This is a genomic window from Pengzhenrongella sicca (assembly GCF_017569225.1).
GTDB classification, from domain to species: Bacteria; Actinomycetota; Actinomycetes; order Actinomycetales; family Cellulomonadaceae; genus Pengzhenrongella; species Pengzhenrongella sicca.
Genome location: NZ_CP071868.1, coordinates 634,971 through 658,128, shown reverse-complemented (window position 1 = coordinate 658,128; position 23,158 = coordinate 634,971). Strand labels below are relative to the sequence as shown.

Below are 23,158 nucleotides of genomic sequence, written 5' to 3'. Positions count from 1 at the left end.
GGGCATGACCGAACCCATACAGACCCCCGCCGCGGCCACCGCCGCGCAGCCGAACGCGAGCCGCGGTGACAACCGGTCCCAGCGGCCGGCGTCGGACGCCTTCAAGAAGTTCATCACCACCGGCTGGGGACCGCGCGTCGAGCTCGACCTGCCCGCCGGCCCGGCGGCGCCGTTCACCGCCGCGCGCCGCGCGCGCCTGTCCGCGCAGTTCCCGGGCGAGCGCCTCGTCGTGCCGGCCGGCTCGTTCAAGGTCCGCAGCAACGACTGCGACTACGCGTTCCGCCCGCACTCGGCCTTCGCACACCTGACCGGCCTGGGCACCGAGCAGGAACCCGACGCCGTGCTGGTGCTGCACCCGGCCGCCGACGGCGCGGGCGACGACGGCGGCGCGCACACCGCGGTGCTGTACTTCCGGCCGCTGGCCGGGCGCGACACCGAGGAGTTCTACTCGGACTCGCGCTACGGGGAGTTCTGGGTCGGCGCGCGCCCGACGCTCGCCGACGTCGCGACCGTCACCGGGATCCGGACCGCGCACATCGACGACCTGCGCGACGCGCTCGGCAAGGACGTCGGCGCGGGCGGGGTGCACCTCGTGGTCGTGCCCGGTGCGGACGAGGCGATCGAGTCCGTGGTCGAGGAGATCCGCGCGGCCGAGGACTCGGGCCAGCGCGACGAGTTGCTCGCCGAGGCCCTGTCCGAGCTGCGGCTCGTCAAGGACGCCTACGAGATCGACCAGCTGCGGCACGCGGTCGACGAGACGATCGTCGGCTTCGCCAAGGTCGTCCGCGAGCTGCCCGTCGCCGTCGAGCACACGCGCGGCGAGCGCGTCATCGAGGGCACGTTCGGGGCGCACGCGCGGCTCGAGGGCAACGCCGTCGGCTACGACACGATCGCGGCCGCGGGCGAGCACGCCACGACGCTGCACTGGACGCGCAACGACGGCCAGGTCCGCTCCGGCGAGCTCGTGCTCGTCGACGCCGGCATCGAGGTCGACTCGCTCTACACCGCCGACGTGACGCGCACCCTGCCCGTCGACGGCACGTACACCGACGTCCAGCGCAAGGTCTACACGGCCGTGCTCGACGCCGCCGACGCCGCCTTCGCCGTCGCGGTGCCCGGCGCGAAGTTCCGGGACGTGCACGCCGCCGCGATGGAGGTCATCGCCGACCGGCTCGGCCAGTGGGGGCTGCTGCCGGGCACGGCCGAAGAGTCGCTCTCGGCCGAGGGCCAGTTCCACCGCCGCTGGATGGTGCACGGCACGAGCCACCACCTCGGCCTCGACGTGCACGACTGCGCGCTCGCGCGCCGCGAGATGTACCTCGACGCGACGCTCGAGCCGGGCATGGTCTTCACGATCGAGCCGGGCCTGTACTTCAAGGCCGACGACGTCGGCGTGCCCGCGGAGTACCGCGGCATCGGGGTGCGCATCGAGGACGACGTGCTCGTGACCGCGACCGGCAACGAGAACCTCTCGGCCGCGCTGCCGCGCCGCCCCGAGGACGTCGAGGCCTGGATGGCCACGCTGCTGACGGACTGACGCGGCGAGGACTGCCGCGGCGGGGACTGACGGGCGGGCCGGCTCAGCACCGGCCCGCGCCGTCAGGACTGCGGCGGCGCTGGCGGCTGCGTCGGCGGCTCGGTCGGGGCGACCGGGCCGGTGTCCTGCGGGTTCGCGGCCAGCGGCGGGTGCACCGGGTAGGCCGTGGGCGGCGGCGCCTGCTGGGCCGTCGGCGCGGGCTGGGCCGGCGCGGGCTGCACCGCGGCGGCCCGGGCGGGCGCGGGCTGCGCGCCGGGCCAGCCGGACACCGTGCCGCCGATCTCACGGAGCAGGTTGCGCGCCTTGTGCGCCTGCTCGGCGGCGCACAGCACCGAGTACGAGCCGGCGACGATCTGGCTGGCGGAGGTGAAGTCCCGCTTGCCGCCCGTGAACGAGTAGGTGATCACCGAGAACAGCATGCCGAACCCGGCGCCGATGAAGATGGCCGCGACGAGCGGGAAGCTGGCCGAGTCCGCCGAGAACATCAGCAGCAGCACCCCGACGAACAGCCCGAACCACGCGCCGGACGCGAGGCCCGCGATCGCGACCCGCGGGTAGGACAGCCGGCCCGTGACGCGCTCGACCATGCGCAGGTCGATGCCCACGATCGTCACGAGCTGCACGGGGAACTGCTTGTCCGCCAGGTGGTCGACGGCGCGCTGCGCCTCGAGGTAGCTGCCGTAGACGGCGATCTGCTCGCCCTTCGGCAACGTGGGGGTGGGGGGAACGCGGGGGCGACCGGTGAACGACATGGCGCAATCCTCGCGCACGCCGCGAGGCGCCGCCAGGCTTGCCACCTGTGGATGGTTGCGCGGCGGTGGCGGGTGGCCGGGCATTAGGCTGACCGCGTGAGCAGCCCTGGGAACCGCGTCTTCATCGCGCGCCTGGCCGGGACGATGGTCTTCGACCCCCTCGGCGATCAGGTTGGTCGGGTCCGCGACGTCGTCCTGCTGGTGCGCGCGACGGGCAGACCCCGCGCCGTCGGCCTCGTCGTCGAGGTGCCCGGGCGGCGCCGTGTGTTCCTGCCGCTGACCCGCGTCACGAGCATCGACGTCGGCCAGGTGATCGCCACCGGGCTGCTCAACATGCGCCGCTTCCAGCAGCGGGCCGCCGAGACCCTCGCCGTGAGCGAGCTGCTCGACCGGGCCGTCGAGTTCGTGGACGGCTCCGGCGCCGCCGTCATCGAGGACCTCGCGATGGAGCAGCAGCGCTCCGGCGACTGGATCGTGACCCAGCTGTTCGTGCGCCGGCAGGCCGCGAACCGCGGCACGCTGCTGCGCCGGCGCGGCGTGACGCTCGTCGTCGCCGTCGACGAGGTCAAGGGCCTCGCGCACGGCCCCGCCGCCCAGGGCGCGGCGCTCCTGCTCGCGGCCTACGAGGACCTCAAGCCGGCCGACCTCGCCGACATGCTGCACGACCTCACGTCGAGCCGGCGGCTCGAGGTCGCCGCCGCGCTCGACGACGAGCGCCTCGCGGACGTGCTCGAGGAGCTGCCCGAGGACGACCAGGTCGCGATCCTGTCCGGGCTCGAGCGCGGCCGCGCCGCCGACGTGCTCGAGGCCATGCAGCCCGACGACGCCGCCGACCTGCTCGGCGAGCTCACCCAGGCGGACGCGGCCGAGCTGCTGAGCCTCATGGAGCCCGAGGATGCGCGCGACGTGCGCCGCCTGCTCGCGTACGAGGAGAACACCGCGGGTGGCCTGATGACCACCGAGCCTGTCGTGCTGCCGCCGGAGACCTCGATCGCCGCGGCGCTCGCGCACGTGCGCCGCCAGGACCTCACGCCCGCGCTCGCCTCGATGGTGTTCGTGACCCGGCCCCCGGCCGAGACGCCCACCGGGCGCTTCCTCGGCGTCGTGCACCTGCAGGCGATGCTGCGCGAGGCGCCGCACGAGTCGATCGGCACGCTCGTCGACTCCGACATCGACGCGGTCACCGCCGACGCACCGCTGCTGCAGGTCACCCGGCTGCTCGCGACGTACAACCTGCTCGCGCTGCCGGTCGTGGACTCCGAGCGGCGGCTGCTCGGCGCGGTGAGCATCGACGACGTCCTCGACCACCTGCTGCCCGAGGACTGGCGCGAGACGGACGACGACGACGACGAGGTCGTGCACCTCGGCTCCGCCGGATCGGGTGACGGCCGTGGCTGAGCGCCTCGACACGCCCAAGGAGTCGCGTCGCTCGTGGGTGCCGCGACTGCGGCGCGACCCCGACGCCGTCGGCCGCATCGCCGAGGCCTTCGCCCGGTTCATGGGCACCGGCCGGTTCCTGATGTACATGAGCGGGTTCGTGGTCGTCTGGGTGACGATCAACTCGCTCGCGCTGTGGGGCCTGGGCTGGGACCCGTACCCGTTCATCCTGCTCAACCTCTTCTTCTCGGTGCAGGCCTCGTACGCGGCGCCGCTGATCCTGCTCGCCCAGAACCGGCAGGCCGACCGCGACCGCGTCGCGATCGAGCAGGACCGCCAGCAAGCCGAGCGCAACCTCGCCGACACCGAGTACCTCGCGCGCGAGATGGCCGGGCTGCGCATCGCGCTCGGCGAGGTCGCCACGCGCGACTTCCTACGCTCCGAGCTGCGCAACCTGCTCGAGGAGCTCACGCCCGACGGGGACGGCGACGACGCCGGGCCGCACCGCCGCGAGGACCGCGGCCGGCGCGACGGCCGGGGGCGCAAGGACGACCGGGCCCGCCGCGGGGACCGGGCCCGCAAGGACGAGCGCAAGAAGGCTGGAGCCGCCGCCGTCGAGGCGACGGCCGCGATCGAGACCGCGCTGGCGACCGACGCCGTGACCGCTCCGCCCGCGGCCGATCCGCCCGCGATTGATCCGCCCGCGACCGAGAGGCCCGTGGCCGATCCGCCTGCGACGGATCCCGCGGCCCCGCCGGTTCCCCCGACCCCCACGACGCCCGCCGCCGCGGCGGTCGCGGACGGCCCCGACAGCTGACGCCAGCGGAGCCCGGGCGGGCGCGAACTACGATTGGGTCATGCCTCTCGTTGCCGATCCCACCGCCCTGACCGCCGCCGTCCGCACGGCGCTGGGAACCGTCCAGGACCCGGAGATCCGGCGCCCGATCACCGAGCTCGGGATGGTGCGGTCGGTCGACGTCGGCCCTGACGGCGCCGGCGGGACGCTCGTGACCGTCGGGCTCGACCTCACGACGCAGGGCTGCCCGCTCAAGGACACCCTGACGCGGGACATCACCGCCGCCGTCTCCCCGCTCGACGGCGTGACGAGCGTGCTGGTGCAGATGGGCGTGATGAGCGCCGAGCAGCGCGCGGCGCTGCGCGAGACCCTGCGCGGCGGCGTCGCCGAGCCAGTCATCCCGTTCAGCAAGCCCGAGTCGCTGACCAAGATCTACGCGATCGCCTCGGGCAAGGGCGGCGTCGGCAAGTCGTCGGTGACCGCGAACCTCGCCGCGGCCATGGCCGCCGACGGCCTGCGGGTCGGCGTGCTCGACGCCGACGTCTACGGCTTCTCGATCCCGCGGATGCTCGGGGTGTCGATGACCCCGACCCGCGTGGACGACATGATCCTGCCGCCCATCGCGCACGACATCAAGGTGATCTCGATCGGCATGTTCGTGCCGGCGGGCCAGCCCGTCGTGTGGCGCGGGCCGATGCTGCACCGCGCGCTCCAGCAGTTCCTGGCCGACGTGTTCTGGGGCGACCTCGACGTGCTGCTGCTCGACCTGCCGCCCGGCACGGGCGACATCGCGATCTCGGTCGCGCAGCTGCTGCCGGCCTCCGAGCTCATCGTGGTCACGACGCCGCAGCTCGCCGCGTCCGAGGTCGCCGAGCGCGCCGGTTCCGTGGCCGTGCAGACCCGGCAGCACGTCGTCGGCGTCATCGAGAACATGGCCTGGCTCGAGCAGCCCGACGGCTCGCGCCTGGAGATCTTCGGCGCGGGCGGCGGCGAGGCGGTGGCCGCGAGCCTGACTGAGATCCTCGGCGCGCGCGTGCCCCTGCTCGCGCAGGTGCCGCTCGACGTCCGGCTGCGCGAGGCCGGCGACGCCGGCAGGCCGATCGTGCTGTCCGACCCCGAGTCGCCGGCCGCGGTCGCGTTGCGCACCGTCGCCCGCAGCCTCGCGGCGCGCTCGCGCGGCCTGGCGGGCCGCTCGCTGGGGCTGTCCCCCGTCGGCAGGTAGCCCACAGCGCCATTTGCGTGCGGCCCGCAGGCGGTACGCGGTGCGCCCAGGTAGTCCCCGTGCGCCGAGGTAGTCCATCCGTGGCGAGGTAGTCCCTTGAGGCGGACGATCTCGCCGCGGATGGACTACCTCGAGCTCGCGCGCGCGAGCAACCTCCCCCGCGCGCGAGCAGCCTCCCCGGAGGAGCTTCGGCGGTGTTTGAAAATGTTCAGTTGTGGGGAATACTGTTGACATGCTCGCGAGTCAACGACAGGACCGGATCCTGGCGGACGTGCGCGCGCGGGGGGCGGTCCGGGTCGCCGACCTCGTCGTCGAGCTCGACGTCTCGGACATGACGATCCGGCGCGACATCGCCGAGCTCGCGCGGCTCGGCGTCGTGCGGCGGGTGCACGGCGGCGCCGTCGACGCCCACCACACCGCCCACGAGCTCGACTTCGCGGTCAAGCGCACCCTCGCCGCGACCCAGAAGCTCGCGATCGCGCGCGCCGCGCTGGCCTGGATCTCGCCCGGCTCCTCGATCGCGCTGTCCGCCGGGAGCACCGCGCACCTGCTCGCGGAGCTCATCGCCGCCGACCCGGCGCTGCGGCCGCTCACCGTCGTGACCAACTCGCTGCCGGTCGCCGACACGCTGCACCTCGCGTCGCGCCGGCCGGGCTCGGCGCTGGACGTCGTGCTCACCGGCGGGGTGCGCACGCCGTCGGACGCGCTCGTCGGGCCCATCGCCGACGCCGCCCTCGGCCAGCTTCGCGTCGACCGCACCTTCCTCGGCGTGCACGGGCTCGGGCCGGACGGCCTGACCACGCCCAACCTGCTCGAGGCGCAGACGGACCGCGCCCTGCTGCGCTGCGCGAGCGACGTCGTCGTGCTCGCCGACCACAGCAAGTGGGGCGTCGTCGGGCTCGCCCGGATCGCCGCGCTCGACGCCGTCGACCTGCTGATCAGCGACGAGGGGCTGGCCACCGAGGCGTGCGCCGCGGCCGCCTCCGCCGTCGGCCAGCTCCTGCTCGCGCCGGCCACCGCCTCCCCCCAGACCCCACCGCCGCAGTCCCCCACCACCGAACGAGGAGCATCGTGAGCACCGCTGCCGTCCGACGCACGCCGACCACCCTGGCCGACGGGCGCGAGCTGATCTACTTCGACGACTCCGAGCCCTACGTGTCGGGGGCCGCGACCCGCCGGCTCGACGACCCGCGGCCGCTGCCCAACCGGTTCACGCCCGTCGTCGGCGACGACGGCGTCGCGCGCCCGGCCGCGAGCCCCGAGCTGCGCCGCGACCCGCTCACGGGCGACTGGATCCCGATGGCGTCGCACCGGATGAACCGCACGTTCCTGCCGCCGGCGGACTCGAACCCGCTGGCCCCCGCCAAGCCGGGCGCCGCGTACTCCGACGGCGAGATCCCGGCCGAGGACTACGACGTCGTCGTCTTCGAGAACCGGTTCCCGTCGCTGCTGACCGTGCCCGACGCGGGCGACGCCCTCGCCCACGGCGACGGCGAGGAGCTCTTCCCGGTGCGGCCCGCGAACGGCCGCTGCGAGGTCATCTGCTTCAGCTCGGACTCGACGGCGTCGCTCGCGTCCGTCGGGCCCAAGCGCATGCGCACGATCATCGAGGCGTGGGCCGACCGCACCGCGGCGCTCGGCGCCCTGCCGGGCATCGAGCAGGTGTTCTGCTTCGAGAACCGCGGCAAGGAGATCGGGGTCACGCTGCACCACCCGCACGGGCAGATCTACGCGTTCCCGTACCTCACGCCGCGCACGCAGGCGCTGCTCGCGCAGGCGCGCGCGCACCACGAGCGCACCGGCGGCCTGCTCGGGCGCGACATCCTGGACGCCGAGCTGCGCGCGGGCACCCGCATCGTGCTCGAGTCCGAGCACTGGGTCGCGTACGTGCCGTTCGCCGCGCGCTGGCCCGTCGAGGTGCACCTCGCGCCGCGGCGCGACGTGCCCGACCTGCCCGCGCTGACCGACGCCGAGCGCGCCGACCTCGCGACCGTGTACCTGCGCCTGCTCGCGATGCTCGACCGGTTCTTCGAGGGCCCCGCGGGCGAGCCGATCACGCTGCCGTACATCGCCGGCTGGCACCAGGCGCCCGTGGGCGACGGCCGCGAGCTGTCCCGCCTGCACCTGCAGGTGTTCTCGGTGCTCCGCGCGCCCGGCAAGCTCAAGTACCTCGCCGGCGTCGAGTCCGGGATGGCCGCCTGGATCAGCGACACCACGCCCGAGCGCATCGCGGCGCGCCTGCAGGCGGTGGCGCAGTGAGCGCGCCGACGAGCGGTGGCGCGGTGGGCACGCCGACGAGCGGTGGCGCAGTGAGCGCGCCGACGGGCGGTGGCGCAGTGAGCGCGCCGACGACGCCCGCCGACGACGCCGTCGGCCCGGCCTGGGTCCGCGCCTGGGATGCGAGCGAGGGCGCCGAGCGCGCCACCGCCGCGTTCCGGGCCCGGTTCGACGCGGAGCCCGACGGCGTCTGGTCCGCCCCCGGCCGCGTGAACCTCATCGGCGAGCACACCGACTACAACGGCGGGCTGTGCCTGCCGATCAACCTGCTGCATCGCACGTACGTCGCCGCGCGCGCGACCAGCGAGACGCTCAGCGACGCCGTCGTGAACCTCGCCTCGGCGCAGGAGGCGGCCGCGGGGCTGTGGAGCGCCCGACTCACGGAGGTCTCCCCCGGCACGGTCTCCGGCTGGCCCGCGTACGCCGCCGGCGTGGCGTGGGCGCTCGCGCGCGCGGGGCACGCCGTCGGCGGCGTCGACGCGGTCGTCGACTCGTGCGTGCCCTACGGCTCGGGCCTGTCGTCGTCGGCCGCGCTCGAATGCGCCGTCGCCGTCGCGCTCGACGGCCTGTTCGACCTCGGGCTCGGGGCCGACGACGCCGGGCGCACCCAGCTCGCGGACGCCTGCATCCGCGCCGAGAACGAGATCGCGGGCGCCGCGACCGGCGGCATGGACCAGTCGTCGTCGCTGCGCGCGCAGGCCGGGCACGCCCTGCTGCTCGACTGCCTCGACGGCTCCGTCCGGCACATCCCGTTCGACCTGGCGACCGACGGCCTCGCACTGCTGGTCGTGGACACTCGCGCCGAGCACCAGCTCGCGGACGGGCAGTACGCGGCGCGGCGCACGACGTGCGACGCCGCGGCGGCGCAGCTCGAGCTGGGCACGCTGCGCGAGATCGACCCCGGCACGCTCGAGGCGACGCTCGCCCGCCTGGCGCCCGACGACGCCGGCACGCAGGACATCGAGACTCAGGACGTCGAGACGATGCGGCGACGGGTGCGGCACGTGGTCACGGAGATCGCGCGCGTGCGCGAGCTCGTCGGGCTGCTCGACGCTGGCCGCGCGCGCGAGATCGGGCCGATCCTGGACGCCTCGCACGCCTCGCTGCGCGACGACTACGAGGTCAGCTGCCTCGAGCTCGACCTCGCCGTCGAGGCCGCCCGGGCCGCCGGCGCGCTCGGCGCCCGGATGACGGGCGGCGGGTTCGGCGGGTCGGCGATCGCGCTGGTCGAGCGCGCGCGCGTCGACGCGGTCGCCGCCGCCGTCGCCGCGGCGTTCGCGGCCCAGGGCCTGACCCCGCCGGCGTTCCTGGTCGCGGCCGCCTCGGCCCCGGCCGCCCGCACGGCCTGACCGGCGGGTTCTCGCGGCGAAGTAGTCCAATCGCGGTGAGGTAGTCCATCTGCGGTGAGGTAGTGCCTGCTGAGGCACTACCTCGGCGCGAATGGACTACCTCGGCGGCCGCAGCAGCGATCCGTCCGGCGCGGCCAGCGCCGACGCCGTGCCCGTAACCCGGACGCGGGGGTCGCCCGCCGCGACGTCGACGTCCAGGCGGCTCGGGCGGCCCATGTCGGCGCCCTGCCAGATCGTGATCCGGGCGGGCAGCTCGACCAGCCCCAGGTCGCGCAGGTAGCCCCCGAACGCCGCGGCCGCCGCGCCGGTCGCCGGGTCCTCGACGACGCCGCCGGGCGGGAACGGGTCGCGCGCGTGGAACGCCGTCGGGCTCTCGGCCCAGACCAGGTGCGCCGTCGTCCACCCGCGCGCGGCCATCAGCATGTCGAGCGCCAGGTAGTCGTAGTCGAGGCCGGCCAGCACGGACCGGTCCCGGACCGCGAGCACGAGGTGGTCGTTGCCCGCGTTCGCGACGTGGGCCGGGTACCGCGGGTCGAGCTGCTCGGGGCGCCAGCGCAGCGCCGCGAGCGCCGCGCTGAGCTCGTCGGGGCCGACGGCGCGGGTCCGGGTGGGCACGCTCGTCAGGGTCGCGGACACCTCGCCCCGGGCGCCGACCTCGGTCCGCACCGGCACGGGACCCGCCAGCGTCTCGAACGTGAGCGGGCCGACGCCGTCGCGCTGCGCGATCGCGACGGCTGTGGCGATCGTCGCGTGCCCGCAGAACGCGACCTCCGCGAGCGAGCTGAAGTACCGCAGCCGGTAGGTGCCGACGGCGCCGTCGGGCTCGACGAACGCCGTCTCGGAGTACCCGACCCGCGCGGCGACGGCCAGCCGCGCGGCGTCGTCGAGGCCCGCGGCGTCGAGCACGACGCCGGCGGGGTTGCCGCCGTGGCCGTGGTCGGTGAAGGCGGCGTAGCGCAGCACCGCGGCGTCGTCCATCTGTGCCTCCCGGAACTACCTCGGCTGCCGGCGAGCGCCTGCCCCCCGATGATGGCGTTGCGGGGTCGAAAGCGCTACGCGGAGCATCCCGGCGCCCGTACCTTGAGTTCACACAGTGCGCGCTCAGCCGGGCCCGCGCGCCGCCGCGACCCGAGGAGCCACGACGTGGGCGTCACCCGCAGGATCATCTTCCCCGTGCTCCGGCTGATCCTGTGGGCCGTGATCGCGGCCGCGCTGGTGAAGATCGCGTTCGCCGGCCAGACCATCACGGGCGGGGAGAGCCCGCTGTCGCCGTCGGCGGAGATCGTGGAACCGCAGGTCGCCGCGTCCACCGGCTCGATCACCAACACGGTCACCGTCACGGGCTCCGTCGTCGCCGACCCGGCCGTGACGGTGCGCGCGACCATGGCCGGCACGGTCACGAAGGTCATCGTCGCGGCCGGCGCGCACGTCGACGCCGGCGCCGCGCTCCTGGAGATCACGCTCGAGACCCCGGTCGAGCCCACCGTGACGACGAACCCCGAGACCGGGGAGCAGACGGTCCGCGAGAACAAGCCCACGATCAAGCGGGAGAAGGTCACGGCGCCGACGGCCGGCGCCGCCACCCTCACCGCGCTCAAGGACCAGGTAGTCGCCGTCGGCGACTCGATCGGCGCGATCTCGCCCGGGACCCTGTCGGTCTCCGGCACGCTGACCCCCGACCAGCAGTACCGCCTGCTCACCGCCCCGACCGAGGCGCAGGTGACGCTCAAGGGCGGCCCGGCGCCGTTCACCTGCACCGGGCTGCGGATCGGCGCCGCCCCCGCGGGCGACGGCGACGGGGCGGGCGAGACGGGGATCGACCCCGCGACGGGCCAGCCGCTGCAGGCGGCCTCGGGCTCGGTCTCGTGCGCCGTCCCGACGGGCATCACGGCGTTCGCGGGCCTCGGCGCCGACCTGTCCATCACGAACGGCTCCGCCGAGGGCGCGGTCGTCGTGCCGGTGTCCGCCGTCCAGGGCTCGGTCCAGACCGGCAACGTGTGGGTCGTGCTGCCGGACGGCACGCAGGAGCAGCGCGCGGTCGGCCTGGGCCTGACCGACGGCCAGGTCGTCCAGATCACGTCCGGGCTCGTCGCGGGCGACCAGATCCTCGAGTTCATCCCGATCGGCGACGTCGCGGGCGTCGACGGGTCCGGCGCGGCCGGTGGGACCGCGATGCTGTCCGGGGCCGGCGGCTGATGGCGCTGCTCGAGCTGACCGACGTGACGCGCTCGGTCCGACTGCCGGACGACCGCATCCTCGCGATCCTGCAGGGGGTGACCCTGTCGGTCGACGCGGGCGAGCACGTCGCCGTCGTCGGCCGCTCGGGGACGGGCAAGTCGACGCTGCTGAACATCCTCGGCCTGCTCGACGCGCCGACGTCGGGCGAGTACGTGCTTGACGGCACCCCGATCGGGCGGCTGTCGAACCGCAACCGCGCCCGCCGCCGGGGCGACGACTTCGGGTTCGTGTTCCAGCAGTTCAACCTCCTCGCCGGGCGCACCGCGCTCGAGAACGTCGCCGCCCCGCTGATGTACGCGCGCGGGCGCGCGTTCTGGCGGCGGTTCACCCTGGCGGCGCAGATGCTCGAGCGCGTCGGCCTCGGCGACCGCCTGGAGACGATGCCCGAGAAGCTCTCCGGCGGCGAGCAGCAGCGGGTCGCGATCGCGCGCGCGCTCGTGCGCCGCCCGCGCGTGATCCTCGCCGACGAGCCGACGGGGGCGCTCGACGTCGAGACCGGCGGCGAGGTCATGACGCTGCTCGACGAGATCGCGTCGGACACCGGCGCCGCCCTCATCGCGATCACCCACGACCTCGCCGTCGCCGCGCGTGCGCAGCGGCACTACCGCCTGGCGGGCGGCGTGCTCGTGCCCATCGTGCTGAACGCGCCGGGGCAGGTCACCGAGTGGATCGGCGACCTGCCGGTCTCGTCCGCGGTGCCCCCTTCGGCCGGCGAGGCGCGAGCGTGACCGGCCTCGTCGGCGCCGTCGTCGAGGCCTGGGACGAGCTGCGGATCCACAAGCTGCGCGTGCTGCTCGCGCTCATCGGGGTCGCCGTGGCGGTCTGCGCGATCACCGGCATCACCGCCGCGGCGCAGATGATGAGCCAGGTGCTCACCGAGCAGGCCGAGCGCGACGGCGGCCGCGACACCACGCTCAGCGTCTCGGCGTACCCGATGGGGTCGACGGCGCCGACGTCGGCGCAGTACGAGACGGAGTTCGCGCGGGTGGTCGAGCGGTACGGCATCGAGTACGCCACCCGCGAGCTGTACACGCAGCTGACGTTCCGCTTCCCGACGGGCGCGGTCAGCGTCCAGGCGCAGGTCGTCGACCCCGACTACGGGCTGATGCGCCGGATCCAGCCGGTGCACGGCGCCTTCTTCGTCGCGGCCGACGCCGACCGCCTCGCCCCCGCGCTCGTGGTGAACGAGGCGTTCCTCGCGCAGCTCGGCGTCAGCGACCTGAGCTCGCACCCGACGATCATGCTCGGCGGGCAGACGCCCGTGCGCAGCACGATCATCGGCGTCGTGGCCGACCGGTACGACGACGAGCCGCCGACCACCTTCCTGCTGTACGACCACTTCGCGCGCTGGGCCACGCCGGACCCGATGTACGGCCCCGTGGTGCCGAGCCTGAGCCTGTGGGTGCCGCCCGCGCTCGCCGACGAGCTCTCGGCGTCGATCGTGCGCGACCTCGGCGCGGCGCTGCCCGGCACGCAGACGGACGTGTACCCGCAGGGCGGCGGCTTCGCTGCCCTCGAGGGCGGCGTCCGCTGGGTCATCACCGGCATCGGCGGCGTCGCGCTCCTGCTCGGCGGCCTAGGGCTGGTCAACATCGCGCTCGTGACCGTGCGGTACCGCATCCGCGAGATCGGGATCCGCCGCAGCTTCGGCGCGACGTCGGGCCGGATCTTCTTCGGCGTGCTCATGGAGTCGGTGGTCGCGACCGCCGTCGCCGGCGTGGTCGGGGTCATGGCGGCGATCGTCATCATCAAGAACATCCCGATCGAGCAGGTGTTCGGCGTCGCGCTCGACGACATCCCGCCGTTCCCGACGTCGGCGGCGCTGATCGGGATGGCGTGCGCGACCGCCGTCGGTGCGCTGGCCGGCCTGATCCCGGCGACGGTCGCGGTCCGCGTCAAGGTCATCGACGCGATCCGCTACTAGCCCGGCCCGACCGACGCGCCGGGGCGTGAGGTAGTCCAGCTGCGGTGAGGTAGTCCTTCAGGAAGGACTACCTCGCGGCGGATGGACTACCTCGCGGCGGATCCTCGGGGAGCGAGGTGTCCGACCTACTAGGTGCCCGAGCTACAGGTCGTACTCGACCACCAGCGGTGCGTGGTCGCTCCAGCGCTGGTCGTAGGCCGGCGCGCGGTCGACGGTCGCGGTGCGCGCGGCGTCCGCGAGCGCGGCCGTCGCGAGCTGGTAGTCGATGCGCCAGCCGGAGTCGTTGTCGAACGCCTTGCCGCGCCACGACCACCACGTGTACGGGCCGGGGCCGTCGCCGCCGAGCTCGCGGCCCAGGTCGCGCCAGCCCGCGCCGAACCAGCGGTCGAGGTAGGCGCGCTCGGCCGGCAGGAAGCCCGCGGCCTTGAGGTTGCCCTTCCAGTTCTTGATGTCCACCGCGGCGTGCGCGATGTTGAGGTCGCCGCCGACGACGACGCGCCCGCCGCCCGCGGTCAGCTCCGCCAGGCGCGCCGAGACCAGGTCGAGGAACGCGTACTTCTCGTCCATCGAGGGCGTGCCGACGGTGCCCGAGTGCAGGTAGGCCGACACGACGGTGAGCGCGCCGCCCTCGGGCAGCTCGAGGTCGGCCTCGACCCAGCGGCCCGTGTTGGTGGGCACGCCCTGGCCGAGCCCGATCCGGATCGCGCTCATGGGCAGCCGCGACGCGATCCCGACGCCGGCGCGGCCCTTGGCCTCGGCTTCGGAGTGCGCGAGGTGCCAGCCCGCCGGGAAGAAGTCGGCGAGCAGCGCGTCGGGCGCCCGGACCTCCTGCAGCAGCAGCACGTCGGGCTTGCGGTCGTCGAGCCACCCGCCCATCCCCCGCTTGAAGGCAGCCCGAATCCCGTTGACGTTGGCGGTCGCGATGGTCAGCACCGGCACATCCTCCCCCACCCCACCCACAGGCCCGCCACACGCCACAGGCCCGCCACACGCCACAGCGCCCGCAGCCGGGGGCCCTCGGGGGGCCACCACGGACTGCGGGCGCTGCGGTCTACGGGGCGCTGCGGATCACCTCACGCGCGGCGGCTCAGCCGCCGCGACGTCAGCGCTGCCACCACCACTTCTTGACCGTCAGCGTCGCCGTGTCCGACGACGGCGCGGTGGTCGCGTTGCCGAGGTAGCTCACCGTGACCCGGTGGGTGCCCACCGCCAGGTTGCCCGGCAGCACCACGGCGGTCAGCCCCAGCGCCAACGAGCGGGTCGCGACGACGTTCCCGTCGACCTGCACCTGCACCTGGCCCTGCGCGGCCCGGCCGGCGGACCGCACCGACGCGAGCACGAGCGTCGGCAGGCCCTGGAACGTCGTGCCGGGCACGACGGTCACGTCAGTCGTCGAGGCCCGGCCCGCGACGGTCAGGGTCGCCGGGGCGGACGTGCTCGGCGCGGCGTCGGCCGTCCCGAGGAACGCCGCCACCACCTGGTAGCTGCCGACGGCGAGCGTGGCCGGCAGCGTGGTGGTCGCCACGCCCCCGACGAGCTCCACAGTCCGGCTCGTCCCGTCCCAGCTGAACGTCACCTGCCCGGTCGTGGCCCCCGTGACGGTCGCCGTCGCGGTGACCGCCGATCCGTAGGTGGCCGACGTCGTCGAGAGCGCGAGCGCCGTCGTCGTCGTCGCGACCGAGTCGGTGACCGTGATCGGCAGCCGCACGGTCGTGCCCGACGGCGCCGCGACCAGCACGAGCGTCGCCGCACCCGAGATGTCGGCCGGGACCGCGACCGCGACCGACGCCGCGCCGGCCGTGACACCGAACTCCACCGGGGCGGCGGCGCTGCCCTCCCACGTCGCGGTGAGCGTCGTGTTCGCCGGGCTGCCCAGCGAGGTCAGGTCGAGCTTCGAGACCTCGACCGCGACCTGCGCACCCTGCTCGGCCTCGGCCGGCAGACCCGCGACCGCGACCGCGTGCCGCGCGAAGCTCGGGCTGACCGGGTTGTTCGCGCCGAGGTAGTCGATCCACGCGTCCCGGTCGATCAGGCCGGAGTCCCGGGTGTCGGTGCCCTCGGTGAAGACCCGGAAGTTGTCCCCGCCCTGGGCCAGGAAGCTGAACGTCCCGACCCGGTAGGCGGCCGCCGGGTCGATCGGCGCGCCGTCCACCGAGATGCTGGTGATCCGGCTGCCCTCGGCAAGCGTGGCGTCGTAGGTGTACGAGACGTTGTCCGACAGGCCGAGCTGCAGGTAGGGCCGGGTCGGGACGTTGCCCGACGCGTCGCGCTGCCACTGCTGCTCGAGCAGCACCTTGAACTGCGCGCCGGTCAGGCTCGTGGTCCAGAGGTTGTTCACGAACGGCAGCACGGCGTTGGCCTCGGCGTACGTCACGACGCCGTCGGGGGCGTAGAGCAGGTCGCTCCGCAGCCCGCCCGGGTTGACGACGCCGATCTCGGCGCCGCCGCGGGCGTCGTCGGCCAGGGACTCCCGCAGCGAGTTCGCCACGAGGTTCCCGAGGGTCGACTCGGACGACCGGTCGTCACGCACCGGCGGGGTGCCGGCGAACGCCGTCGTGATGTCGGCGGTGACCGCCCCGACCGGCTGGTTGCCGATCACAGCGGCGGCCGCGAGCGCGGCGTCGACCGTGGACTTGACCGCGGCGACGCGCGGGTAGGCGGCGACCAGGTCGGCGTCGGCGACCGTCGTGCGGGCCACGTTCTGCTCCGTGTGGGCGGTCACCTCGCCGGTCTCGGCGTCCACCGAGAGCACGATCTGGCCGATGAACTCGCCGTAGTTGCCGGTCTGCAGGATCGGCCGGGTGGCACCCTCGACCCCCGGGACGGGCGCCGACCACGCGTACTGCTTGTGCGTGTGGCCGGTGAAGATCGCGTCGACCTCCGGCGCGGTCTCGGTGACGATCTCGGCGAACGCGCCGCCCGCGGCGATCTCCTGCTCGAGCGTCGCCCCGTCCGGCGTGCCGGCGGAGGCGCCCTCGTGATACTCGGCGACGAGCACGTCCGCCTCGCCGTTGGCCGGGTCGCCGTCGCTGAGCTGGGCGGCGACGCGGTTGACGGCCTCGACGGGGTCACCGAAGTCCAGGGTGGAGATGCCGCCGGGCGAGACCAGCGAGGGCGTCTCCTCGGTGACCGTCCCGATCACGCCGACCGTGAGGCCACTCACCTCGAACAGCGCGTACTCGTCGAGCGCCGGCGTCGTGGTGCCCGCCGTGTACACGTTCGCGCCCAGGTAGTCCCAGGTCGCGTTGGTGCCGCCGGCGATCACCCGGTCGGTGAGGTCGGCGTAGCCCTGGTCGAACTCGTGGTTGCCGACGGCGGAGGCCGCCAGCTCGAGCTCGTTCAGCACGTCGATGGTCGGCTGGTCCTGCTGGGACGACGACGCGAACAGCGACGCGCCGATGTTGTCCCCCGCCGACAGGAACAGCGTGCTGTCCTCGCCGCCGGCGGCCCGCAGCTGCTCGACCGTGCCCGCGAACTTCACGGTGTTCGCGTCGATCCGGCCGTGGAAGTCGTTGATGTTGAGCAGGTTCACCGCGACGGTCTCGGTGGCCGCGAAGCCGACGACGACCGGGTCGTGGTCGGAGGAGCGGTAGGCGGACGTGTCGTAGAACAGCGTGCCGTGCGCGTTGTACCGGCTGTACTCGAGCGCGACCGACTCGGGCGAGTTGATCTCCCAGATGTCCGCGCCCGTGGCGCGCGCCCGGAAGCCCTCGTTGAGCAGCACGTGGTCGAGCGACCCGGACTGGCCCGAGAAGCTGTACGAGTACTGGCCCGCGGCGAACGCGCTCCCCGCGTCGGTGTACCCGGCGGCGTAGAGCACCTGCAGCGGGTCCTCCTGCGTGTAGGAGTTGAAGTCGCCGAGCAGCGCGACGTCCTCGATCGGGTCGGCGTAGTCGTCGAGCACCGTCGGGACCCAGTCGCGCACCGCCGTGGCCTGCGCGACGCGGGACGCGTTGGACGCGCCCTGCCCGTCGCCCGCGTCGGCGTCGCCCGGGAGCGGGCCGGCCGAGCCCTTGGACTTGAAGTGGTTGACCGCGACGAAGAACGCCTCGCCGCCGCCGACCGGCGCGAACGCCTGGCCGATCGGCTCGCGCGCGTTCACGAACGCCTGGCCGTCGCCGCTCTGGTCGCCCAGCGCGCGGGAGGCACCGACGCGCTCGACCGCCGCGGGGCGGTAGATCAGCGCGTTGGTGATGACGTCCTGCTCGGCCGGGTCCGGCAGGTCGGCCGACGACGGCACGAAGGCCCAGGTGCCCGCGCCGGCCGCGGCGTTGAGGGCGTCGGTCAGGGCCGCGAGCGCCTCGTCGGTGCTCGCGACGCCGTCGACGGCCGCGGAGTTCTCGATCTCCATCAGGCCGACGACGTCGGCCTCGGTCGCGTTGATCGCCGTGACGATCTTGTCCTGCTGGCGCTGCAGGCTCGCGCCGTCCCACGCGCCGCGCGGGCCGTTGCCCGGGCACTCGCGCACGGTGATGCCGGTGCCCGCGCGGTCGGCGTACGGGGTGCAGCCCGCGACGTCGGCCCCGAGGGTGGTGAAGTAGTTGAGCACGTTGAACGACGCGACGGTGAGGTCCGCGCCCGCGAGCGCCGTGGCGTCGGGGGCGTCGGTCCGGGTGTTCTTGAACGTCACGCGGTCCGCGTCGGCCGTGGCGGACGTGACCTGCGCGGTCGGGTTCAGCTTCCAGGTGTCGTTGCGGTAGTCGACGACGACGGGGCGGGAGAACTGCGCCGCCGCGCCGACCCGGACGGGGTTCGTCAGGGACACGTACGGCGGCGTCTGGCCGGTGTTCGCGGCGCTGAGGAAGTTCGTCGAGGCGCCGTCGTCGAGGACGACGCCGCGCGCGGCGTTGCTCTCGGCCGTCGCCGCGGCCTCGGCCGAGCCGGGCGCGCCGACCTCGGTCGGCTGCACGAGCGGCGTGTCGCCGAACGCGAGGCCGACCTCGCCGTACTGGTTGGTGGAGTAGGTGTCGGTCACCGTGTACGCGCCGGTGGGGGCGAACAGCATGGACTCGAGCTTCTCGCGGTCGGCGTCGGTCGCGGGCCACGCGACGGTCACGGGTGCGACCGGCGCCGCCGCGTCGGGCAGCACCTCGTACCCGGTGGCGTCGGCGACCGTGAGCTCGGTGAGGCCGGCGAACTCGCTGACGGTGCCGGTGACCTGCACGTGGTCGCCGATCGCGACGGTGGGTGCGCCGCCGCTGGCCTGGTAGACGAACAGGCCGTCCGACGACGTCCGGGCCGCGAGGTCCGTGTCGCCGCCCGAGCCGGGGGTCTGGATCGCGAACCCGAAGTACCCGCCGGTCGGGTAGGCCGCAGTGACGACGCCAGTGGTGATCACGGCCTGGCCGGCGAGCGGGCTGGTGGCGCCCGGGCCCTGGATCTCGAGGATGGTCGCCGCGACGGGGTCGCCGGGCTCCTCGCCGGTCGCGCCGGACGGCTGCGGGGTCGGGGCGCCGGCGAGGAAGTCGGCGGCGTTGTTCGCGGTGTTCGCGAACGCCGTGCGGGAGATCGAGTTCGTGTTGCTGGGCGCCGGGGCGGGCCCGGTCCCCGCGAAGGCCGTGGCGGTGGCGCCGTAGCCGACGAGGTCGACGACGTCGGCGGCCGTGGCGCACGCCGTCGTGGCGCACGTGAGGGCGGACGCGCTGGACGAGAGCGCGACCTTGCCGGCGGTGCCGCTCATCGCGAGGGTGCCCGTCGCGTCCGGCGCGGGGAGGTCGACGGTGCCGCCGGCCCCGGTGGCCTGCTGGACGAGGTAGGTCGCGCCGGCCGGGATCGAGCCTGTGAGCGGGGTCGTGGCCCAGGACGTGCCCGCGGCGGAGCCGTACTGGACGGACCAGCCGGACACGTCGACCGCCGTCGTCCCGGTGTTGGCGAGCTCGATGAAGTCGCTGCGGAACGTCGCTCCCGAGTTGCCGCCGCCGCCGTAGACCTCGTTGATCACGACCTGGCTCGTGGGCGAGACGGCGGCCCCAGCCGGCGCCACCCCCGCGAGGCTCACGGCTAGCGCGGTGAGGGCGGCTGCCGTCACGGCACCCGCCCCCCGGACTCGACGTTCAGTCACTGCCTGCATCTGTCGATCCCTCGATTTTCTCGACGGCGGCACACCGTCGCAGGTTGGCCAGCGGCACAAATCCGTTCGGCGTCAGCATGCCCCGCCGGGTGAAACAGCGGGTGAAGTTCGGCCCAACAACGATCCTTGTGCAGATCCCTCTGGATTGCAGGGTGAACGGGCACGACGGGGACCTGCGGACGACATGGCACGCTGACCCAAGGGGGTGGTCGAGATCCGATCTCAGGTCGTGGCGCGGGCGGTCGTCGTGACGGTGGCGACGCTCCTGCTGGCCGGCACCCTCTCGTCCTGCCGCGCGAATGCGGCGACGGAGGCGGGCACGGACTTCTCCGCCGAGCTGGCCGAGGTCCCGGGCGTGCTCTCGGTCGACCCGGGAGGCAACAACACGCTGCCGTTCACGGGCACCGCGGACGCCACCGTCGAGCTCGAGCCGGGCACGAGCGACGAGCGGGTCGGCGAGATCGTCGACCTCATCGGCGCGTACCAGAACGAGCACACGACCACCGCCCTGACCTGGACCTCCGTCACGGTGGCCGTCGGCGGCTTCGCGCTCGAGGTCGTGGACACCCGCGCGACCAACGGCGAGGAGATGCGCGTGTTCACCGGGCTGCGCGACGACCCGCTCCTGGGCGGCGCGCGCCTCGAGCTCAACGCCGCGCGGGACGCCGGCGGCTCGATCGGTCTCACCGCCGCCGCGGGGACGTCGTTCCTCGAGACGCTCCGCACGGGCCAGGACCTCGTCTCTAGCGACCCGTTCTACCGCGACGCCGCGGTCGTCGCGTCGAGCGCCGACGGCCTCCGCACCGTCTCCACGCGCACCGCCGACGGGGCCGCGGGAAGCCTCGACGGCGCGATCGCGGCCTACTCTGCGGTGGCGGCGCAGCTCACTGTGACGGCCGCCGAGCTGGCGCCCGGCACCGCCGCGATCCGCGTCGAGCGCTACGCCGACGCGGCCGCCGCGACCGCCCTCGCCCGCAGTGCCCCCGGAGCCGCCGGCGTCGCGCTCGCTGTGAACGGGGGCGTCGTGACCCGCAGCGGGTTCGACGACGGGTCCGGCGACTCGTCCGGCGACGCCTCCGCCAACGCCGCGATCACGGATGCGCTGCTCGCCGCGACCGCCACGCTCGACGGCGTCGAGCAGATCGTGGCGCGTCCCGCCTCGATCACGTACACCGCGGCGGACCTGGAGACGGCGCAGTCGATCGCCGCCGCCATCGGGCAGGCGCAGGCGAAGTCGCCAGCGAAGGCGCCAGCGGGGACGGCGTTCGCCGTGGAGATCCAGACGCCGACGCCGCAGCGCGGCCAGCGCGCGTTCGCGCTCGCCGCGGCGCCGGCCGACCTCGACGACGCGCTCGCGTTCGCCCGCGCGACATCGGCGTTCGGGCCGCTCGAGATCAGGACGGCCGAGTCCGCGCCCACCGCGGAGTTCACGGTCGAGGCCGGCGACACGGACGGCCTCGACGCCCTGCTCCGCACGGTCAAGTCCATGGTCGCGGCGGGCACGACGGTCACGCTGACCATGACCGAGGACACGCGCACGTCGACCCGGGTGTCGTTCGAGGCGGCCGACCAGGTGTCCATCGAGTCGTCCCTGGGGGCCGAACGCGAGTCAGCGGTCGACGCCGCCGCCCGGGAGCTCGTGGAGAGCACCTGGAACGCGCTCCCAGCTGGCAGGTAGCCGGCCCTACCGCGTAGCCGGCCCTACCGCGAGCCGAGCTCGACGATCTCGTACCGGTCCTTGCCCCCGACCTTGGCCCGGTACATCGCGGCGTCCGCGTGGTGCAGCACCTCGTCGACCGTGACGGCGACCGAGCCGGCGGCGACGCTCACGTACGTGATGCCGATGCTCGCCGTCACGACGTGGTCGAGGCCGCGGACAGTGAGCGGTTCCCGCAGCGCCCGCACGATCCGGTCGGCGAGCGCCACCGCGAACGTGCGCGCCGGCACGGCCGGCTCGCTCGTGTCGTCGCGGTTCCAGGGCTCGACGACGACGACGAACTCGTCGCCTCCGACCCGCGCGACGAGGTCGACCGAGCGCACGGCGTCGCGCAGCCGCCGCGCGGTCTCCCGCAGGACGGCGTCCCCCGCCGAGTGCCCGCCGGTGTCGTTCACGTCCTTGAACCCGTCGAGGTCGCAGAACAGGACCGCGATCTCGCGCTCGTCGCGGCGCGAGCGGTCGAGCGCGGCCTCGAGCCGGTCCACCAGCAGCGCCCGGTTCGGCAGGCCAGTGAGGCTGTCGTGCAGCGCCGCGTGCGTGAGCTGCTCCTCGGCGTGCACGAGGTCGGTGACGTCCCGGATCACGGCGAGCACCTCGAGGACGCGGCCGGCGCCGTCCCGGCGGAACGGCGTCGCACGGTAGTCCAGCCAGCGCCACTCGCCGTCGCGATGCAGGCCGCGCATGCGCAGCCGCAGCGAGCCCCCGTCGGGGCAGTCCGCCGCCTCGAGGCGCAGCGCCTGCAGGCGCGGCAGGTCATCCGGGTGCACGATCTCCGTCCCGATGCGTGCGCCGAGCTCCACGAGCTCCGCCGAGGTTCGGCCCAAAAGGTGCCGCCCAGGCGAGACGTAGACGACCGCGCCGGTCGCCAGGTCCGTGACGATCGTGTCGTCCGGGCTCGCGGCGAGGATGGCGGCGGAGAACGCGTGGGCCTGCTCGGTCGCGCGCTGCGCGACGACCAGTTCGGTGATGTCCAGGTGCGTCCCGCGGATCTGGGTGGGGCGGCCGTCGGCGTCCAGCTGCACCTCGATCCGCGCGCGCAGGACCCGCTCCGCGCCGTCGTCGGCCCGGCGGATGCGGAACTCGAAGTCGTGCTTCCCGCCGACGCCGGTCGAGGCGCGCCACGCCCGCGCCGTGCTGTCGAGGTCCTCCGCGACGATGAACGCCCCGAACGCCTCGGCCCCGAGCGGGCCGGGGGCCAATCCCCAGAGCGCGCAGAGCTGGTCGGAGAACGTCCAGGTCCCTTCCGTGAGGTCGTGCTCGAACCCGCCGAGCTGGCCGAGCCGCTGCGCCTCGTCGAGGTTGTGGCGCTCCTGCGCGAGCGCGCGCAGCGCGACCCGCTCGGCGCTCACGTCGGCCAGGGCGGCGACCGCCCCGAGCAGCTCGCCGTCGGGGCCGAGGATCCGGCTGCCGCGTACGACGACCTCGCGCAGAGGGCCGGCGGGCGGCCCGACGAGCACCTCCACCTGGGCGACGTCCTCGCCGCGCAGGGCGCGCAGCAGCGGGTACTCCTCGACGGCGAGCAGGTCGCCCGCGGCGTCGCGCACCTCAAAGAGCCCCGGCAGGTGCTCCGGTCGCAGCCCGGCGAGCCCCGTGGTGAGGCCGAACATCGCCCGCTCGGCCCGGTTGCTCAGCACGAAGAGCCCGTCGGCGTCGCAGGACACGATGCCGACGTCGATCGTCTCGAGCAGCGCCTCGGTGAACCCCTGCCGGCGGTCGAGCTCGATGTGCGCCTCCGCGAGCTCGACGTGCGCCTCGGCGAGCTTGCCGAGGGCGTCGTCGAGGGCCGCCACGTCCCGGCGTCGGAGCGCGCGCGCGGAACGGCCCAGCCCAGCCGCGGCCCGTCGACGTCCCTCCGGCATACGCACCCCCCTGGACTCAGATCGGACGATCACAGGGGCA

The 23,158-nt window shown here is 74.4% G+C and carries 15 protein-coding genes and 1 pseudogene; 11 read left to right on the top strand and 5 right to left on the bottom strand.

The window, feature by feature from the left end:
* Positions 1–4 precede the first annotated feature (4 nt).
* Positions 5–1,537 (top strand): aminopeptidase P family protein, encoded by a 1,533-nt coding sequence (locus tag J4E96_RS02990; RefSeq protein ID WP_227424316.1) that lies wholly within the window; start codon positions 5–7, stop codon positions 1,535–1,537.
* Positions 1,538–1,599: 62 nt separating this feature from the next.
* On the opposite strand, the gene J4E96_RS02985 is transcribed toward J4E96_RS02990, so the two are convergent.
* On the bottom strand, positions 1,600–2,289 hold the full coding sequence (locus tag J4E96_RS02985; RefSeq protein ID WP_227424315.1) for a general stress protein: 690 nt from the start codon (positions 2,287–2,289) through the stop codon (positions 1,600–1,602).
* A gap of 96 nt (positions 2,290–2,385) precedes the next feature.
* On the opposite strand from J4E96_RS02985, the gene J4E96_RS02980 reads away from it, so the two are divergent.
* The 6 genes and pseudogenes from J4E96_RS02980 (at position 2,386) to galK (ending at position 9,310) form a co-directional block, all read left to right on the top strand.
* The gene (locus J4E96_RS02980) at positions 2,386–3,687 is read left to right on the top strand and encodes a magnesium transporter MgtE N-terminal domain-containing protein (protein WP_227424314.1); all 1,302 of its coding nucleotides are present in this window, start codon (positions 2,386–2,388) and stop codon (positions 3,685–3,687) included.
* Positions 3,680–4,136, top strand: a pseudogene (locus J4E96_RS20355) (DUF1003 domain-containing protein); the annotation flags it as partial. The gene J4E96_RS02980 and the pseudogene J4E96_RS20355, both read left to right, overlap by 8 nt.
* Before the next feature lie 387 nt (positions 4,137–4,523).
* Positions 4,524–5,684, top strand: a complete 1,161-nt coding sequence (locus J4E96_RS02970; RefSeq protein ID WP_227424313.1) for a P-loop NTPase — start codon at positions 4,524–4,526, stop codon at positions 5,682–5,684.
* A gap of 232 nt (positions 5,685–5,916) precedes the next feature.
* Complete coding sequence (locus J4E96_RS02965) at positions 5,917–6,759, top strand: DeoR/GlpR family DNA-binding transcription regulator (protein ID WP_227424312.1); 843 nt, start codon at positions 5,917–5,919, stop codon at positions 6,757–6,759.
* A complete protein-coding gene (gene galT, locus J4E96_RS02960; protein ID WP_227424311.1) occupies positions 6,756–7,943 on the top strand; it encodes a galactose-1-phosphate uridylyltransferase in 1,188 nt (395 codons plus the stop codon). Before J4E96_RS02965 ends, galT begins: the two co-directional genes overlap by 4 nt.
* Positions 7,944–8,020: 77 nt before the next feature.
* Entirely contained in the window at positions 8,021–9,310 is a 1,290-nt protein-coding gene (galK, locus tag J4E96_RS02955) for a galactokinase (protein WP_227424310.1), read from the top strand.
* Between the two features lie 96 nt (positions 9,311–9,406).
* Here galK and J4E96_RS02950 read toward each other — a convergent pair whose 3' ends face one another.
* Complete coding sequence (locus J4E96_RS02950; RefSeq protein WP_227424309.1) at positions 9,407–10,288, bottom strand: PhzF family phenazine biosynthesis isomerase; 882 nt, start codon at positions 10,286–10,288, stop codon at positions 9,407–9,409.
* A 165-nt stretch (positions 10,289–10,453) separates the two neighbouring features.
* On the opposite strand from J4E96_RS02950, the gene J4E96_RS02945 reads away from it, so the two are divergent.
* The 3 genes from J4E96_RS02945 to J4E96_RS02935 are packed head-to-tail and all read left to right on the top strand — an operon-like array spanning position 10,454 to position 13,472.
* Positions 10,454–11,506 (top strand): efflux RND transporter periplasmic adaptor subunit, encoded by a 1,053-nt coding sequence (locus J4E96_RS02945; protein WP_227424308.1) that lies wholly within the window; start codon positions 10,454–10,456, stop codon positions 11,504–11,506.
* Complete coding sequence (locus tag J4E96_RS02940; protein ID WP_227424307.1) at positions 11,506–12,276, top strand: ABC transporter ATP-binding protein; 771 nt, start codon at positions 11,506–11,508, stop codon at positions 12,274–12,276. The genes J4E96_RS02945 and J4E96_RS02940 overlap by 1 nt, the downstream gene beginning before the upstream one ends.
* Positions 12,273–13,472 (top strand): ABC transporter permease, encoded by a 1,200-nt coding sequence (locus tag J4E96_RS02935; protein WP_227424306.1) that lies wholly within the window; start codon positions 12,273–12,275, stop codon positions 13,470–13,472. Before J4E96_RS02940 ends, J4E96_RS02935 begins: the two co-directional genes overlap by 4 nt.
* 141 nt (positions 13,473–13,613) lie before the next feature.
* On the opposite strand, the gene J4E96_RS02930 is transcribed toward J4E96_RS02935, so the two are convergent.
* Both J4E96_RS02930 and J4E96_RS02925 read right to left on the bottom strand, forming a co-directional pair.
* Positions 13,614–14,405: an exodeoxyribonuclease III gene (locus J4E96_RS02930; RefSeq protein WP_227424305.1), complete on the bottom strand. Its 792-nt coding sequence runs from the start codon at positions 14,403–14,405 to the stop codon at positions 13,614–13,616.
* A gap of 169 nt (positions 14,406–14,574) precedes the next feature.
* Positions 14,575–19,542 (bottom strand): ExeM/NucH family extracellular endonuclease, encoded by a 4,968-nt coding sequence (locus tag J4E96_RS02925; protein WP_227424304.1) that lies wholly within the window; start codon positions 19,540–19,542, stop codon positions 14,575–14,577.
* Positions 19,543–19,747: 205 nt separating this feature from the next.
* Here J4E96_RS02925 and J4E96_RS02920 point away from each other — a divergent pair, with 205 nt between their 5' ends.
* On the top strand, positions 19,748–21,220 hold the full coding sequence (locus tag J4E96_RS02920) for a hypothetical protein (protein ID WP_227424303.1): 1,473 nt from the start codon (positions 19,748–19,750) through the stop codon (positions 21,218–21,220).
* Between the two features lie 23 nt (positions 21,221–21,243).
* Here J4E96_RS02920 and J4E96_RS02915 read toward each other — a convergent pair whose 3' ends face one another.
* Entirely contained in the window at positions 21,244–23,049 is a 1,806-nt protein-coding gene (locus J4E96_RS02915; protein ID WP_227424302.1) for a sensor domain-containing protein, read from the bottom strand.
* Between the last annotated feature and the right edge of the window lie 109 nt (positions 23,050–23,158).